Annotated in this window: 15 protein-coding genes; 13 read left to right on the forward strand and 2 right to left on the reverse strand. The window is 68.8% G+C overall.

The window, feature by feature from the left end:
• Window positions 1-324: 324 nt before the first annotated feature.
• From I6N91_RS11500 to I6N91_RS11520, 5 genes are all read left to right on the forward strand, one after another.
• On the forward strand, window positions 325-1,047 hold the full coding sequence (locus tag I6N91_RS11500) for an HAD-IA family hydrolase (RefSeq protein WP_198812690.1): 723 nt from the start codon (window positions 325-327) through the stop codon (window positions 1,045-1,047).
• 42 nt (window positions 1,048-1,089) lie between these two features.
• Complete coding sequence (locus I6N91_RS11505) at window positions 1,090-3,489, forward strand: glycoside hydrolase family 65 protein (protein WP_198812691.1); 2,400 nt, start codon at window positions 1,090-1,092, stop codon at window positions 3,487-3,489.
• A gap of 143 nt (window positions 3,490-3,632) precedes the next feature.
• The gene (locus I6N91_RS11510; RefSeq protein ID WP_233091767.1) at window positions 3,633-4,220 is read left to right on the forward strand and encodes a TetR/AcrR family transcriptional regulator; all 588 of its coding nucleotides are present in this window, start codon (window positions 3,633-3,635) and stop codon (window positions 4,218-4,220) included.
• Window positions 4,221-4,361: 141 nt separating this feature from the next.
• Window positions 4,362-5,219, forward strand: a complete 858-nt coding sequence (locus I6N91_RS11515; protein ID WP_198812692.1) for an SRPBCC family protein — start codon at window positions 4,362-4,364, stop codon at window positions 5,217-5,219.
• A gap of 134 nt (window positions 5,220-5,353) precedes the next feature.
• Window positions 5,354-5,785, forward strand: coding sequence for a DUF1801 domain-containing protein (locus tag I6N91_RS11520; RefSeq protein ID WP_198812693.1), 432 nt, complete (start codon window positions 5,354-5,356; stop codon window positions 5,783-5,785).
• A 37-nt stretch (window positions 5,786-5,822) separates the two neighbouring features.
• Here the strand turns inward: I6N91_RS11520 and I6N91_RS11525 are convergent, their stop codons facing one another.
• The gene (locus tag I6N91_RS11525) at window positions 5,823-6,473 is read right to left on the reverse strand and encodes an SGNH/GDSL hydrolase family protein (RefSeq protein ID WP_198812694.1); all 651 of its coding nucleotides are present in this window, start codon (window positions 6,471-6,473) and stop codon (window positions 5,823-5,825) included.
• A 230-nt stretch (window positions 6,474-6,703) separates the two neighbouring features.
• Here I6N91_RS11525 and I6N91_RS11530 point away from each other — a divergent pair, with 230 nt between their 5' ends.
• The 5 genes from I6N91_RS11530 to I6N91_RS11550 all read left to right on the forward strand — a co-directional run bounded on the left by I6N91_RS11530 (window position 6,704) and on the right by I6N91_RS11550 (window position 9,303).
• Window positions 6,704-6,919 carry a hypothetical protein gene (locus I6N91_RS11530; RefSeq protein ID WP_198812695.1) on the forward strand — a complete coding sequence of 72 codons (216 nt, stop codon included), beginning with the start codon at window positions 6,704-6,706 and terminating at the stop codon, window positions 6,917-6,919.
• A 55-nt stretch (window positions 6,920-6,974) separates the two neighbouring features.
• Window positions 6,975-7,370, forward strand: a complete 396-nt coding sequence (locus I6N91_RS11535; RefSeq protein WP_198812696.1) for a VOC family protein — start codon at window positions 6,975-6,977, stop codon at window positions 7,368-7,370.
• Between the two features lie 150 nt (window positions 7,371-7,520).
• Window positions 7,521-8,147, forward strand: coding sequence for a helix-turn-helix domain-containing protein (locus I6N91_RS11540; RefSeq protein WP_198812697.1), 627 nt, complete (start codon window positions 7,521-7,523; stop codon window positions 8,145-8,147).
• Window positions 8,137-8,835 carry an SRPBCC domain-containing protein gene (locus I6N91_RS11545; RefSeq protein WP_198812698.1) on the forward strand — a complete coding sequence of 233 codons (699 nt, stop codon included), beginning with the start codon at window positions 8,137-8,139 and terminating at the stop codon, window positions 8,833-8,835. The genes I6N91_RS11540 and I6N91_RS11545 overlap by 11 nt, the downstream gene beginning before the upstream one ends.
• 72 nt (window positions 8,836-8,907) lie before the next feature.
• Window positions 8,908-9,303 (forward strand): DUF1801 domain-containing protein, encoded by a 396-nt coding sequence (locus tag I6N91_RS11550; protein WP_198812699.1) that lies wholly within the window; start codon window positions 8,908-8,910, stop codon window positions 9,301-9,303.
• Here I6N91_RS11550 and I6N91_RS11555 read toward each other — a convergent pair.
• Window positions 9,287-10,093 carry a trans-aconitate 2-methyltransferase gene (locus I6N91_RS11555; protein WP_198812700.1) on the reverse strand — a complete coding sequence of 269 codons (807 nt, stop codon included), beginning with the start codon at window positions 10,091-10,093 and terminating at the stop codon, window positions 9,287-9,289. The genes I6N91_RS11550 and I6N91_RS11555 overlap by 17 nt on opposite strands.
• A gap of 39 nt (window positions 10,094-10,132) precedes the next feature.
• Here I6N91_RS11555 and I6N91_RS11560 point away from each other — a divergent pair, with 39 nt between their 5' ends.
• The 3 genes from I6N91_RS11560 to I6N91_RS11570 are packed head-to-tail and all read left to right on the forward strand — an operon-like array spanning window position 10,133 to window position 14,513.
• A complete protein-coding gene (locus tag I6N91_RS11560; protein WP_198812701.1) occupies window positions 10,133-12,670 on the forward strand; it encodes a DEAD/DEAH box helicase in 2,538 nt (845 codons plus the stop codon).
• 44 nt (window positions 12,671-12,714) lie between these two features.
• Complete coding sequence (locus I6N91_RS11565) at window positions 12,715-13,200, forward strand: GNAT family N-acetyltransferase (protein WP_198812702.1); 486 nt, start codon at window positions 12,715-12,717, stop codon at window positions 13,198-13,200.
• 44 nt (window positions 13,201-13,244) lie between these two features.
• Entirely contained in the window at window positions 13,245-14,513 is a 1,269-nt protein-coding gene (locus I6N91_RS11570) for an alpha/beta fold hydrolase (RefSeq protein ID WP_198812804.1), read from the forward strand.
• Window positions 14,514-14,676: the final 163 nt, after the last annotated feature.

Genomic DNA, 14,676 nt, shown 5'->3' on the forward strand with positions numbered 1-14,676 from the left:
GGGGACCGATCCAGTCCCCGCGCCCCGTTTCCCCGACCACCGCACAGGGAGATGGTGCCATCCCGATGCGCACTGCCCGCTCTGGACACGGACAGGGTTTCCTCCGCGGCAATCACGCAACACGTCTATCGAAGTAGAACGACCTGTCTGTATAGTGGAAACCAGAACGCAGCTCAGAATTTCCCTGCCGTTTACTGAGGGTCTCACTGCTGAAGGATTTCTCATGGGCGCCACCGGCTTCCACAGAGCACCGCAGCCTCGAGTGCGCCGCGGGCTCGGCCCGATTCCCCGCAATGCAGCGGTCCGCACGGGTACGGCACGACCATGAAAGCCCTTTATTCATGGGTGGACGCGTCGGCGGTGTTGTTCGACCTCGACGGCGTCCTCACCCCCACTGCCGAGGTACACGAGACTGCCTGGCGTGAGCTTTTCGAAGGGTATCTGGCGCAATTGCCCGAACTCCGGCCCTACAGCGGCAGCGACTACTTCGACCATATCGACGGAAAGCCCCGATTCGACGGCGTGCGCGACTTCCTCGCCTCCCGCAGCATCGTCCTCCCCGAGGGCCCGGCCGACGACGATCCGGCGAGCAACACCGTCTCCGGGCTCGGCAACCGCAAGAACCGGCTGTTCAACGACATCGTCGCCTCGCGTGGGGTGCGCCCCTTCAGCGGATCGGTGCGTTTCGTTCAGGCAGCCCAGGAGCGCGGCCTCCGGCTCGCGGTGGTTTCCTCCTCGCGGAACGCCGCCGCAGTGCTCCGGGCCGCCGGACTCGAGAAATACTTCCCGGTCGTCGTTGACGGGACGGCGGCTGCCGGGGCGGGACTCCCGGGCAAGCCCGATCCCGCCACCTTCGAATACGCCGCCGCGCTTCTGGGGCTGCCCACGGCGTCCTGCATTGTGGTCGAGGACGCCGTCTCCGGCGTCCGTGCCGGCAGCGCGGGCCGCTTCCATTCGGTAATCGGCGTCGAACGCGGAGCCGGCAGGCAGAACCTGCTCGACGCCGGCGCCACCCTGGTGGTCGATGACCTTGACCAACTCCTCTAGCACCCCGCTCCCTCGCCCACCCCTCACGAAGGGCTGCCGATCATGGCACTGATCAACGCCGACCGCGACCGTTTTCCCTGCCACCCCTGGCAGCTGGTGGAGACCAACTTCACGGCGGGCGACACCGGGGCGCTCGAGACGATTTTCTCCATCGGCAACGGTTTCCTCGGTGTCCGGGGAGCCCACTGGTCCCCGGCGGACGCGGAGCTGCCCGGCAGCTTCATCAACGGTTTCCATGAGACCTGGGATATCCAGCACGCGGAGAATGCCTTCGGCTTCGCCCGCACCGGGCAGCGCATCCTGTACGTGCCGGACGCCAACAACTTCACCGTCGTCGTCGACGGCGAAACCCTCACCCTCGCCGGCTCCGCCGTCGTCGACTACCGGCGCACCATCGACTTCACCACCGGCCTGTACGAGAGCCGGGTGACCTGGGCGTGCCGGTCCGGGGCCACGGTCACCACGGTGGAGCGCCGGGCCGTGGGGCAGCAGACGCGCGGCGGCCTGGCCATCACCCTCGAGCTGACGACGGACAGGCAGGTCTCGGTGGACATCACCTCCTCCATCGTGAACCGGCAGGACCAGCCGGCTGAGGACCATTCCAGCCACGATCCACGCCGCTCCGGCCGGCACGCCGAACGGGTGCTGCTGCCCCTGCGGCTGGAGGGCAGCAACGGTTCGCTCCGGCTCGCCTGGGAGACCTCGGAGTCCAAGCAGAAAATCGGCGTCGCCGTCGATCACCGGATCTCCGGCCCCCAGCAGCCCTTCACCACCCAGGCCGACCAGGACGAAAGCGTCGTACGGTACGTGCTGGCGGTCGATGAAGGCGCACCCCTGCTGCTCGAGAAGAGCGTCGCCTACGCTTTCACCACCGCCGGTGACGGTTCCGACATCGAGGAGGCGGCCGAAGCGGCCCTGAAAACCACTGCGGCGATCTTCGCCGAGAGCGCGGCCCACTACCGGCGTTACTGGTCGACCGCCGATATCCGCATCGGAGGCCAGGAGGAACTCCAGCAGGCCGTGCGGTGGAACCTGTTCCAACTGGAGCAGGGCACGGCGCAGGCGGGAGTCGCCGGAATCCCGGCCAAGGGCGTCAGCGGCTCGGGCTACCAGGGCCACTATTTCTGGGATCAGGAGATCTACCTCCTTCCCTTCCTCACCTACTCGAACCCCCGCGGCGCGCGGCAGGTGCTTGAGTTCCGCCACTCACTCCTCCCCGAAGCCCGGATGCGCGCCGACGAGCTGAACGTCGACGGAGCCCTGTTCCCCTGGCGCACCATCAACGGGCTGGAGGCCAGCGCCTACTACGCGTCCGGCACGGCCCAGTTCCACATCGGCGCCGCCATCGCCTTCGCGGCCAACCGGTACAGCTGGGCGAGCGGCGATACCGCCTTTCGACAGTCCGAGGGTGCCGACCTGATCATCGAGACGGCGCGGATGTGGATGTCCCTCGGCTTCTTCGGCAAGCGCGGAGCCTTCCACATCCACGGCGTCACCGGTCCGGATGAGTACACGGCGGTGGTGAACGACAACCTGTATACGAACGTCATGGCCAGGTTCAACCTCCGCGCCGCCGCGGCCCTTCAGCACCCCGGCGTCGACGAAGGCGAACGGGACCTATGGCTGCAGGCCGCTGCGCGCATGCAGATGCCCTACGACGACACCCTCGAGGTGTACTCCCAGGACGCCGACTTCATGACCCTCGAACCGTGGGACTGGTCCACGCCCCGCTCGCAGTACCCGCTGCTGCTTCACTTCCACCCGTTGGTGATCTACCGGCACCAGGTGCTCAAGCAGGCGGACACCGTGCTGGCCATGTTCCTCCAGTGGCAGGACTTCACCGCCGCGGAGAAGCAGCGCGCGTTCGACTTCTACGATCCGCTCACCACTGGGGACTCAACGCTTTCGCCTTGCGTCCAGGGCATTATGGCCGCGGAGGTCGGCTACGGCGACGTTGCACTGGCCCACTTCACCGACGCCGCCTTCATCGACCTTGACGACTCCCATGCGAACACCATCGACGGCGTCCATATCGCCGCCTCCGGCGGGGTGTGGCTCTCACTGGTCAATGGCTTCGCCGGTTTCCGAGACCAGGGCCCGGTGCCCTACTTCGACCCGCGGCTGCCCGCGGCGTGGACCTCCCTGGCGTTCCACCTGAAGCTCCGCGGCGGCACGCTGCAAGTTTCACTGGTCCGGGGATCGATCACCCTGAGCTTTGACGGGGACGGCCCCCTCGACGTCCAGGTGCGGGACGAACTGGTCTCGGTGGGCGCCCGGGAGGTCACGGTGACGCTGCCTGCCCGCGAAGCACCGGTGCCGTCGGTGTTCCGCAGCAGCTTCGCGACCGCAGGCATGCCCATCGTGCAGGCTCGCCCCGCCGGCCAGCGGGCACCGTCGACCGGTCAGCCGGCCCCGTCAGCCGACCAGCGGGCGGCCCACTGAGGCAGAAATCAGGGGCTCCCGGGCGCCGGGGCACGTACAATCGCAGATAGGAGCAAAGGCGGCCCGCCCGCGCCGCGGACCCGACCGTCCGTGAAGCCCGCCAGCCGCCGCCGCCGCTCCTCCTCCACGGGTTAGGAAAAGCCATGGCAATGCAGGTGGAGCTCGAGGAGCCCCGCGAACGGATCCTTTCCGCGGCATACCGGCTATTCATGCAGCGCGGCATCCGGGACGTGGGCGTCAACGAGCTGATCCGTGAGGCGGGCATCGCCAAGGCGACCTTCTACTACCACTTCCAGTCGAAGGACGACCTGGTCCTCGCCTTCCTCGCCCGCCGGGAGGAGGTTTTCACCGACGGCTACCTCGTCGCGGAATCCACCCGGCGGGGGAACACCCCCGAGGAGCGGCTGCTCGCCATCTTCGACGTCCTCGACGAGTGGTTCCACCGGCCGGACTATGAATCCTGTTCCTACATCAAGATCCTGTTCGAGCTGGGATACAGCCACCCGCTGGGCCGTGCCAGCGCCGGATACCTGGCGAAGATGCGGGTGGGCGTTCAGACCCTCGCTGGGGAGGCTGGCCTGACCGACCCCGAGGGCTTCGCCCACGCCTGGGTGCTGCTGATGAAGGGCGCAATCGTGGCGGCCGCCGAGTCCGACCCCCACGCCGCGCAGCGGGCCATGCCGCTGGCGCGGTGGCTGATCGACCAGCACCAGCTGGCCGTCCGGGTCTGAGCGAAAGCACCCCTCCGGCGGCCCAGGTGGGCGCCGTGGCGGAGCACCGTGCCCTAGCGACGGCACCCGGGCGAATGTATAGTAAGCATACTGACGAATCGTTACTGGTTCGTCACCGCCGTTCCGATTGAAGGAGACACGATGAGCACGAAGGTCGAAAAGCGCATCCTGGTGAACGTGCCGGTGAGCACCGCCTATAACCAGTGGACCCAGTTTGAGGACTTCCCCCAGTTCATGGGCGGTATCAAGAGTGTGACGCAGCTGAGCGACGACCGCCTCGAATGGGTGGCCGAGATCGGCGGAATCCGGCGCCAGTGGGAGGCGAGGATCCTGGAGCAGGTGCCGGACCGCAAGGTCTCCTGGGCGGCCACCGAGGGCGCTACCAACGCCGGTACAGTCACCTTCGAGGACATCGGAGGCGGCCAGACCTCCGTTCAGCTGTTCCTGGAGTACGAGCCCGAGGGACTCGTGGAGAAGGTCGGCGACAAGCTGAACGTCATCGAGAAGCAGGCCGAAGGCGACCTTGAGCGGTTCAAGGCCTTCATCGAGTCCGAAGGATATGCCAGCGGCGCCTGGCGCGGTTCAGTCAATGAAGGCGGCGCCGTCGGCACCCCCGGCGTCGAGCACGCGGCCGAATCCCGCGGCGACTCCGGCAAGGCCGGTGTTTCGGGGAAGGTCGTGGCCGGAGCCGTCGGCCTGGCGGCCGCTGCCGCGGTCGGTGTTGCCGCCGCCGGGCGCAGCAAGGACACCGAAACGGAGGTGGACGAGACGGTCACCCCGGTCACCCCGGTCACTACGACTCCCGTCACCGGGACCGTGGGCGCTCCGACAGGGGTTTCCTCCGACGATGTCGCCGACCGGGACGTGTCCACGCCCTTCGACCAGACCAACGGCCTGGCCGATGTCGACGGCGAATCCGACGGGACCGCGCAGAGCGACACCACAAGTGCGGCGGACCGCGGCACTGATCCGCTCCGCGGCGACGGTCCGATCCGCTGACCCTAGCTCGCACCCTCCCGGGCGAGACACCACGAAGCCCGCGGCCGCCCGGCCGCGGGCTTCTTGTGTCCGCGGGCCCGCACCGCCTAGGCTGGCGCCACATCTACCCCTGAGAAAGCGCGGGCGCACAGGCCATGGCAGAAAACAAGACCCAGCCGACCGACGTCGCTCCGTCGGCGTTCCTTGAGGGCGTCCCGAACTCCTCCCGCCGGCGCGACGGACTGGCACTGCTGGCCCTCATGGAGGAGGTGACCGGCGCCCCTCCCGTCATGTGGGGGCCCTCGATGGTGGGCTTCGGCCGGTACTCCTACCGTTATGCCTCGGGACGCGAGGGTGACGCGCTCGCCGTCGGGTTCTCGCCGCGCAGTTCGGCCCTGGTCCTCTACGGGCTGACCGTCGCCCCGGAAGCGGCCGGGCTCCTGGAGCGGCTCGGTCCGCACCGCACCAGCGTCGCGTGTCTCTACGTCTCCTCGCTGGCCAAGGTGGACATGGGCGTCCTTGAGGAACTGATCCGCGTTGGATACGCCCACATGACCACGACCGACTTCACCGTCCCGCCGGCCTGAGCCGACCCGGAGCGCACAGCGGCGGCCGCCCGGACCCTCAGACCACCACGGCGGACCGCGGCAGATCCGGGTTCGTGAGGAGGGACGCCACGGCGCGCGCGATCTTGGCGCCGCCCTGGACCGACGGCTCGATCGGATTGGCGTAGTCGGCGTCCTCGTCGCAGATCAGGCGCAGGTCGATCAGGGGCACCCCGCGCGAGAAGGCCGCACGCGTGATGCAGTCGTTGAACACCGCAAGCGCGGTCCCGATGACCGGCTGGTTGGGTTCACCGGGAGGCGTGTCGTAGATCGTGCACACCGCCACCGGAAGGCCAACCGCCGTCACCGCCTCCAGCATCGCGTCGTAGGCGGCGGCAAACTGCCGCTGGGCAGCGCTCAGCAGCACCAGCGCGGCGGCAACGGTGGCAATCTCCTCGTCGAGCAGGTACGCGGATCGAAGCGCGTCGTTGCCTCCGACACTGACCACCAGGTGCGTGGCATCGGAAGGCAGGGACCGGACCTGGCGTTCGACGCCGGCGATCACCTCCCCATCGACCGCCAGGAGGGAAGCCCGCCAGTCCGCCGGGAGAGCGCCGCGCAGCTGCCGCACCACATCCGGGCCGCCCGGAACATAGGCGGCGTTGTCGAAGATTGAGTCGCCGAGCAGGACGGCGTGTCCTGGCGCTCCGCCTGTTCCGTCCGCTTGCATGCCGACAAGATACCAAGGACCCCGGTCGGCGGGGTAAGTGATCGAACGGGCACAGCCGATGGCACCGGCCCTTGACTCCACTGCCGAGGGAAGGTCGTGACCGCCCTCGGATGCCCGAAGCGAGTCGGCGGCCTACCGGGGAATTTAACCGCCGTTCGGATAGTTAGTACACTAAGTAAACCAGGACGCTGCGGCTCCGCCGCGGGATGGCTGATCGGAAGGAATCTGGAATGGCGCGCAATGACGGTTTTGCTGTTCGGTTCATGGGACTCACGGGGAAACTGCGGATGTTCTTCGGGCCGGCACAGCAGGGCTCGGTGGCAGGGCCCGTCGTCTACCGCGACGACGCCGCCCAGCAGCAGCGCCAGCGTCAGCTGCAGCAGTGGGAGGTCGTGCGCAACTCCGACGGTTCCACCTACCTGGTGAACCGGACACCCGGGACCTGAGGCACCTCTGCCACTCCCCCTTGCCGCACCGGTCGAAGCGGCATAGGTTTCCCCAATGGAACGAGTGAGTGGTATCGGTGGGTTCTTTTTCGCTTCTTCCGATCCTGCGGGGCTGGCACAGTGGTACGAGGAGCACCTCGGTGTCACCCCGCCGCCTCAGAGCTACGACACGCCGCCGTGGTGGCAGGAGCCAGGGCCGACCGTGTTCACAGGCATGGATCAGGACTCTCCGCCACTCGCCCCCGGCCGGGGGTGGGCGGTGAACTTCCGGGTGCGGAACCTCGACGCCATGGTCGCCCAACTCAAGGCGGCCGGCATCGACGTTGAACGCGACCCGGACGAATACCCCAACGGCACCTTCGCGGGCCTTCAGGACCCCGAAGGGAACTCGATCCAACTCTGGCAGCCGGCGGGAACTGACCTTGCCGACCCACGGACCGGCGAGGGGTAATCCGGCCTGCGGATGGCCCCGCCGGCGGGCGCCGCGGATGTCCCCCCCCGGGAGGTGCAGGGGCTGCGCCGCATCGATCGATCCTCGGGACAGCGGACCGACAAATCTTTTTTCCTTGACAGTATATTTTGTCGGTGACAGGCTGATGCCATGCTTTCGATCCACGCCATCGATAACCGCGGCGCCGCCGTCGCCTCGCTCGACCCCATCAAGGCGCGGCTGCTTGAGGAACTTGCCGAACCCGGCTCGGCGTCCTCCCTCGCCTCGAAGGTGCGGCTGCCGCGGCAGAAGATCAACTACCACCTGCGGGCGCTCGAAGCCGTCGGGCTGGTCTCCCTGGTCGAGGAGCGCCGGCGCGGCAATATGACCGAGCGCCTCGTGCAGGCTAAGGCCGCCTCCTACGTCATCTCCCCAACAGTGCTCGAGCCCGTGGCGCCGGACCCCGACCGGTTCGCCGACCGGTTCTCGGCCTTCTGGCTGCTCGCCCTCGCCTCGCGCATGGTCGGTGAACTGGGTCGGCTCATCGCCGGCGCGGCGAAGGCGGACCGACAGCTTGCCACCTTCGGCATCGACGGCGATCTGTCCTTCCGGTCCGCCGCGGACCGGGCCGCCTTCGTCGAAGAGCTCGACACCGCCGTGGCCCGCCTCGTCGAGACCTACACCTCCCCTGCAGACACCCCCGGAGGGCGCCGCCACCGGCTGATCGTCGCCCTCCACCCCACCCCGAATGAAAGCGCATCACGCCCCGTTTCAAAGGAGAAGCACAATGAGCACTGACCGGTCCTTCGAGATCACCGTCGACACCACCCTGGGCGCCCCGCCGGAACGGGTCTGGAAGGCCGTGACGGAGGCCGAGCCCGCGTGGATGTTCCCCACCGACGGCTGGGAGGCGGAGCGGGTCGTCAACGAGTTTCCGCGGCACCACATCAGCCGCATGGAGGGACCGGACGGCTGGTTCAACCAGCTCGAGCACGTGCTGACTCCCCTCGGCGACAACGGCTGCCGGCTGCACTACGTGCACAGCGGGATCTTCGTCGACAACTGGGATGAGCAGTACGACGGCGCCTCCGCCCACACCGCCTTCTACCTCCACACCCTCGACCAGTACCTGCGCCACTTTGACGGGCTCGAGGTTGCATTTACCGACATCCAGGCCCCCGCGGCGTCGCAGACCCCTGAGGGCTTCACCCGGCTCCTGGACGCCCTCGGGCTCGACGGGGCGGCCCAGGGCGACCGGCCCGTCGTGGACCTGCCCGGTGAGGGGCCGACCGGGGTAGAGGTCGACTACCGCAACGATCACTTCCTCGGGCTGCGCTCCGCCGACACCCTCTACCGGTTCTTCGGACGCAACGCCTGGGGGGCACCGGTCGGCCTGACGGTCCACCGCTTCACCACCGGAGCGGCCGCGCCGGCCGAGGTCCAGCCCCGGGAGTGGGAATCCTTCTTCGAGAAGGCCTACGCCTGAGCCTGCCGAACCGCCGACGGGAAACTTTGCCACCTGCTTGCCCGGCGCCCGCGCCGGTGGCAGGGTTCCCTCATGGACTCCCTCACCGATCCGCGCGTCGACGCGTATATCGACGCGCTGCCGCAGTGGCAGCAGGACATCCTCACCGAGGTCCGCGCACTCATCCATGAGGCCGACCCGGAGGTCACCGAGACCATCAAGCGGCGGGTCCAGCCGTACTTCGTCCTGCAGGGCAATGTCTGCGCATTCCTGGCGGCAAAAGACCACGTCAACGTCTTCCTCTACGACGGTGCGATCGTGCCGGACCCGGAGGGAATCATCACCGCCGGTCACGGCAATGCCACGGCCCGCACCGTCGCCTACCGCGAGGGCGAAACGGTCAACGCACCGGCCCTGACCGCCATGATCCGCCAGATCATCGCCAACAACCGGGCCGGCGGCTGGCGCCGGATCAAGGGCTCCCGGTAGCCGCCGCTGCGGCCGGCGGTTTCACCGCCACGGCGAAGATCCGCCGGAAAGGAAACACTGTGCCGAAGGGATCGGCCGGGTAGGCCCGCCGCAGCAGCCGCGCATAGCCCTCCTCGAATTCGGCCGCCTCGGCCGCGGGCAGGGCCGCCAGGACCGGGCGCAGCCCCGTGCCGCGCACCCACTCGAGCACCGGGTCCTCCCCCTGCAGCACCTGGTGGTACACCGTCTCCCAGGCATCGACCTGCAGCCCCTGGCCGGCGAGCAGGCGCAGGTACCCGCCGGGTTCGTCCACTGCGTCGGCGTGGCGAAGCACTCCACGCAGCGCGGAGTCCCAGCGCGGGGAGGCGGCATGCCGGCGCATCAGCGCGTGCGAAGGCGCGTCGAAGTTTCCCGGTACCTGGAAGGCCAGCCAGGCGCCCCGGCCCATCGCGGCCGCCCACTTCCGCAGCAGCTCCCGGTGCCCCGGCATCCACTGCAGCAGCGCATTCGAGACGATGACGTCGTCCTCCGGCCCGGGCAGCCAGGTGCCGGCGTCGCCGGTGGCGAAGGTCAGGTTGGCAGGCTGCTCGGCGCCGTCCCGTGCCCGGGCGATCATCTCCGGCGAGGAATCGATGCCGACCACCTCCGCCGTCGGCCACCGGCGGGCGAGGGCCGCGGTGAGGTCCCCCGGTCCGCAGCCCAGGTCGACGACGCGCCGCGGGGCGGGGTGGCCGATGCGGGAGACCAGGTCAAAGAACGGCCGTCCGCGCTGGTCGGCGAACTCGGCGTACTTCCGGGGGTCCCATCGCATAGCTCACCCTAACCGCACCCCGGGTAGGCTGAAACCACCATGAGGATCCAAGAGCATCTCCCAGCCCACCCGTCCGGCCGCCACCAGGCAGACGCCGTGTACGAGGCCTTCACCGCCTGGGCTGGCTCCCGCGGGCTGGCGCTGTACCCAGCGCAGGATGAGGCGGTGCTCGAGCTCGCCTCCGGAAGCAACGTCATCCTGGCCACCCCCACCGGCTCCGGGAAGTCCCTCGTCGCCATCGCGGCGCACCTGCTCTCCTTCTCCGAAGGCCGGACCAGCTACTACACCGCTCCGATCAAGGCCCTCGTCTCGGAGAAGTTCTTCGCCCTGACCGAAATCTTCGGCGCCGAGAACGTCGGCATGGTCACCGGCGACTCAAGCGTCAATTCGGACGCCCCGATCATCTGCTGCACCGCGGAAATCCTTGCGAACCTCGCGCTGCGGGAAGGCGCCGCCGCGGAACTGGGAACCGTCGTCATGGATGAGTTCCACTTCTACTCCGACCCCCAGCGCGGCTGGGCCTGGCAGGTGCCGCTGCTCGAACTGCCGCAGGCCCAATTCCTGCTCATGTCCGCCACCCTCGGCGATGTAAGCATGTTCGAGAAGGAGCTCACCACCCGGACGGGGCGGCCCACCGCCACCGTGACCTCGGTGGACCGGCCCATTCCGCTTCACTTCTACTACGTCGAAACCCCGGTGCAGGAGTCGATCGAGGAACTGCTCTCGACCAACCAGGCGCCGGTCTATGTCGTGCATTTCAGCCAGGCCGAGGCCATCGAACGGGCGCAGAGCCTGATGAGCGTGAACGTCTGCAGCCGCGAGGAAAAGGACCGCATCGCCGAACTGATCAGCACCTTCAGGTTCTCCTCGGGGTTCGGCAAGACCCTCAACCGGTTCGTCCGCCACGGAATCGGCGTGCACCACGCGGGCATGCTCCCCAAGTACCGGCGGCTCGTGGAGCAGCTTGCCCAGGCGGGCCTGCTGAAGGTCATCTGCGGCACCGACACCCTCGGCGTCGGCATCAACGTCCCCATCCGCACGGTGCTCCTCACGGCGCTCAGCAAGTACGACGGCGTCCGGACCCGCCTGCTCAACGCCCGGGAGTTCCACCAGATCGCCGGGCGGGCCGGCCGGGCCGGCTACGACACCGCGGGCACCGTCGTCGTCCAGGCCCCGGAACACGTCGTGGAGAACACCAAGGCGCTGGCCAAGGCCGTCTCCAAGTTCGGCGACGACCAGAAGAAGCTGCGCCAGGTGGTGCGGAAGAAGCCGCCCCAGGGCTTCGTATCCTGGGGCAAGCCGACCTATGAGCGGCTCGTCGACGGCGTGCCGGAGCCGCTGACCTCCTCCTTCACGGTCAGCCACTCGATGCTGCTGAACCTGCTCGAGCGCCCGGGCAACCCCTTCAAGGCCGCGCAGCGGCTGCTCGGGGAAAACCACGAGTCCCGCTCCTCGCAGCTGCGGCTGATGCGCCGGGCCATCGGGATCTACCGGGAACTGGTGGCCGCGGGCATCGTGGAGAAGCTGCCCGAGCCGGACGCCGACGGGCGCCAGGTCCGGCTGAAGGTGCACCTGCAGGCGAACTTCGCCCTGAACCAGCCGCTGTCCCCGTTCGCGCTCGCCAGCCTCGAACTGCTCGACCCCGAGGCGCCGGCCTACGCCCTCGACGTCGTCTCGGTCATCGAGGCAACGCTGGAGAAGCCCCGACAGGTGCTCTCGGCCCAGGAGAAGAAGGCCCGGGGCGAGGCGGTCGCCGCCATGAAGGCCGACGGCATCGACTACGACGCCCGGATGGCGAGGCTTGAGGAGATCAGCTACCCGCAGCCCCTCGCCGAGCTGCTGCAGCAGGCCTTCGACGTCTACCGGGCCGCCGCCCCGTGGCTCGGGGACTTCGAGCTCGCCCCGAAGTCCGTGGTGCGGGACATGTACGAGCGGGCAATGAGCTTCGGGGAGTACGTGGCGTTCTACGCACTCACCCGGTCCGAGGGAATCCTCCTGCGCTACCTCGCCGACTGCTACAAGGCACTGCGCCAGACAGTGCCGACGGACGCGCTGCGCGAGGACCTCAGCGACATCATCGAATGGCTGGGCGAACTCGTCCGGCAGGTCGACTCGAGCCTGCTCGACGAATGGGCGCGGCTGAGCGCCGGCGAACCGACGGGAATCGACACCGGTCCCGAGGTGGACCTGCCCGAGGAGCCGCCGTCGCTGACCTCGAACGAGCGCGCCTTCCGGGTGATGGTGCGCAACGAGATGTTCCAGCGCGTGCAGCTGTTCGCCGACGAGCGCCACGAGGCGCTGGGGGCACTCGATGCCGACTCCGGCTGGACCGCAGACCGGTGGGCCGAGGCCATGGACGGGTACTTCGAGGAGTACGAGGACATCGACGACGGGCCGGAGGCGCGCGGGCCGAACCTGCTCATCATCGAGAAGCTGCCGGGGGTATGGAAGGTCCGGCAGATCTTCAAGGATCCCGCCGGCAACAACGACTGGGGCATCAACGCCGTCATCGACCTCGCCGCCTCCGACGCGGCCGGCACCCCCGTGGTGGAGGTCACCGGGGTGGGCGCGCCGTAGGGTACGGTCCCCGCCGCGGCACAGGCCCTCGATAGGCTTGGAGGATGAACACCGTCCGCGAAGCCCGTCCCGGCGACGTCCCCACCATCCTCCAGCTCATCCACGACCTGGCCATCTACGAGAAGGAACCGGATGCCGTGAAGAACACGGTCCCCCGGCTCCAGGAGGCCCTCTTCGGCGACAGCCCCTCCGTGTACGCCCACGTGGCCGAGGCGCACGGAGAGATCCAGGGCTTCGCCCTGTGGTTCCTCAACTACTCGACCTGGGAGGGTGTGAACGGGATCTACCTCGAAGACCTGTACGTACGCCCCGACGCACGCGGCGCTGGACACGGCAAGGCCCTGCTGCGCCGGCTCGCGCAGATCGCCACGGAACGCGGCTACGCCCGGGTCGAGTGGTCGGTGCTCGACTGGAACGAGCCCTCCATCCGGTTCTACGAGAGCCTGGGTGCCCGCCCGCAGTCCGGTTGGTCCACCTTCCGGCTGACCGGTGCCGCCCTCAGCGGCTTCGCCGGAACGGCGGCACAGTGAAGGCCGCGGCCGGCAACGGCATCTCCAGCGGGCCCACCTTCGTGATGCGGGGCCTGCGTGCCACCGGCCACACCTTCACGGTTCCCCTTGACCACAGCCGGCCCGACAGCGAATCCATCTCGGTCTTTGCCCGGGAATACACCTCGACCGATCACGACGACGCCGCCGTCGGCGCCCTGCCCTGGCTCTTGTTCCTCCAGGGCGGCCCGGGCGGGCGCGGGAACCGCACGACCCAGCTGGCCGGCTGGATGAAGGCCGCCGCCGAACGCTTCCGCATCCTGATGCTCGACCAGCGCGGCACCGGCCTGTCGACCCCCGCGGACGCGCTGACCCTGGCCGCCCGGGGCGGCCCGGCGGAGCAGGCCGAGTACCTCACCCACTTCCGGGCCGACTCGATCGTCGCGGATGCCGAACTCATCCGCCGGTGCCTGGTGGGGGGCCCCTGGACCATCTTCGGGCAGAGCTACGGCGGGTTCTGCGCGCTGAGCTACCTCTCCTTCGCCCCGGAGGGCGTCGAGCGGGCGCTCATCACCGGCGGCCTGCCGCCCCTTTCGGGCTCGCCCGACGAGGTGTACACGGCGACGTACGCACGGGTGGAGGAACGCAACCGGGAGTACTTCGGCTGGTACCCCGGCGACCGCGGCCTGCTGACGCGGATCGCCCGGCACCTCGAGGAGGTCGAGGAGCACCTGCCGACCGGGGAGCGGCTGACCGTCCGCCGGCTCCAGATGATCGGCTCCTTCCTCGGCGGCAATACACGCGTCGACGCGCTCCACTACCTGCTCGAGGACGCATTCGTTTCGACCCCCGGCGGGCCGAGGCTCTCGCAGGTCTTCCTCGATCAGGTAGGCGCCCTCGTCTCCCGCAGCTCCAACCCGCTCTACGCCGTGATGCACGAGTCGATCTACTGCCAGAGCGGCGCCTCGGCGTGGTCGGCCGACCGGGTGCTCGGGCGTTATCCGCAGTTCCGGCCCGACGCCGCCGACCCACTGCTCACCGGCGAGATGATTTACCCCTGGTACTTCGAGGAGGATCCGTCCCTCGCTCCCCTGCGGGAGACCGCCGAACTGCTCGCTCGGAAGGAGGACTGGGGGCCGCTCTACGACCCCGGGGCGCTGCGGCGCAACCCGGTGCCCGCCGCGGCGGCCGTCTACCGCGACGACATCTATGTCGACCGCGGCCTCTCCCTCCGGACCGCCGCGGCGGTCAAGGGCCTGCGGGTCTGGGAGACGGCGGATTTCCACCACGACGGCATCTCCGATGACGGCGAGGCGATCTTCAACCGGCTCCTGGAGATGACGGAAGCGCGCTAGCCCCCGATCCGGGCCGCCCGTGCGTGCATCGCGCTTTCCAGCGGACGGGCGGTTCGTCAAGGGTTTCGTCGCTTTCTCCACCCGTTTACTTGGTCATGCCCCAAAGCTAGGTTGGTGCGATCGGCGGCGCCTCCGCCGAACGGACGCCGCAGCGGCCTCCGTC

Source organism: Arthrobacter sp. MSA 4-2 (assembly GCF_016405885.1).
In the GTDB taxonomy this organism is placed as follows: Bacteria; Actinomycetota; Actinomycetes; order Actinomycetales; family Micrococcaceae; genus Arthrobacter_D.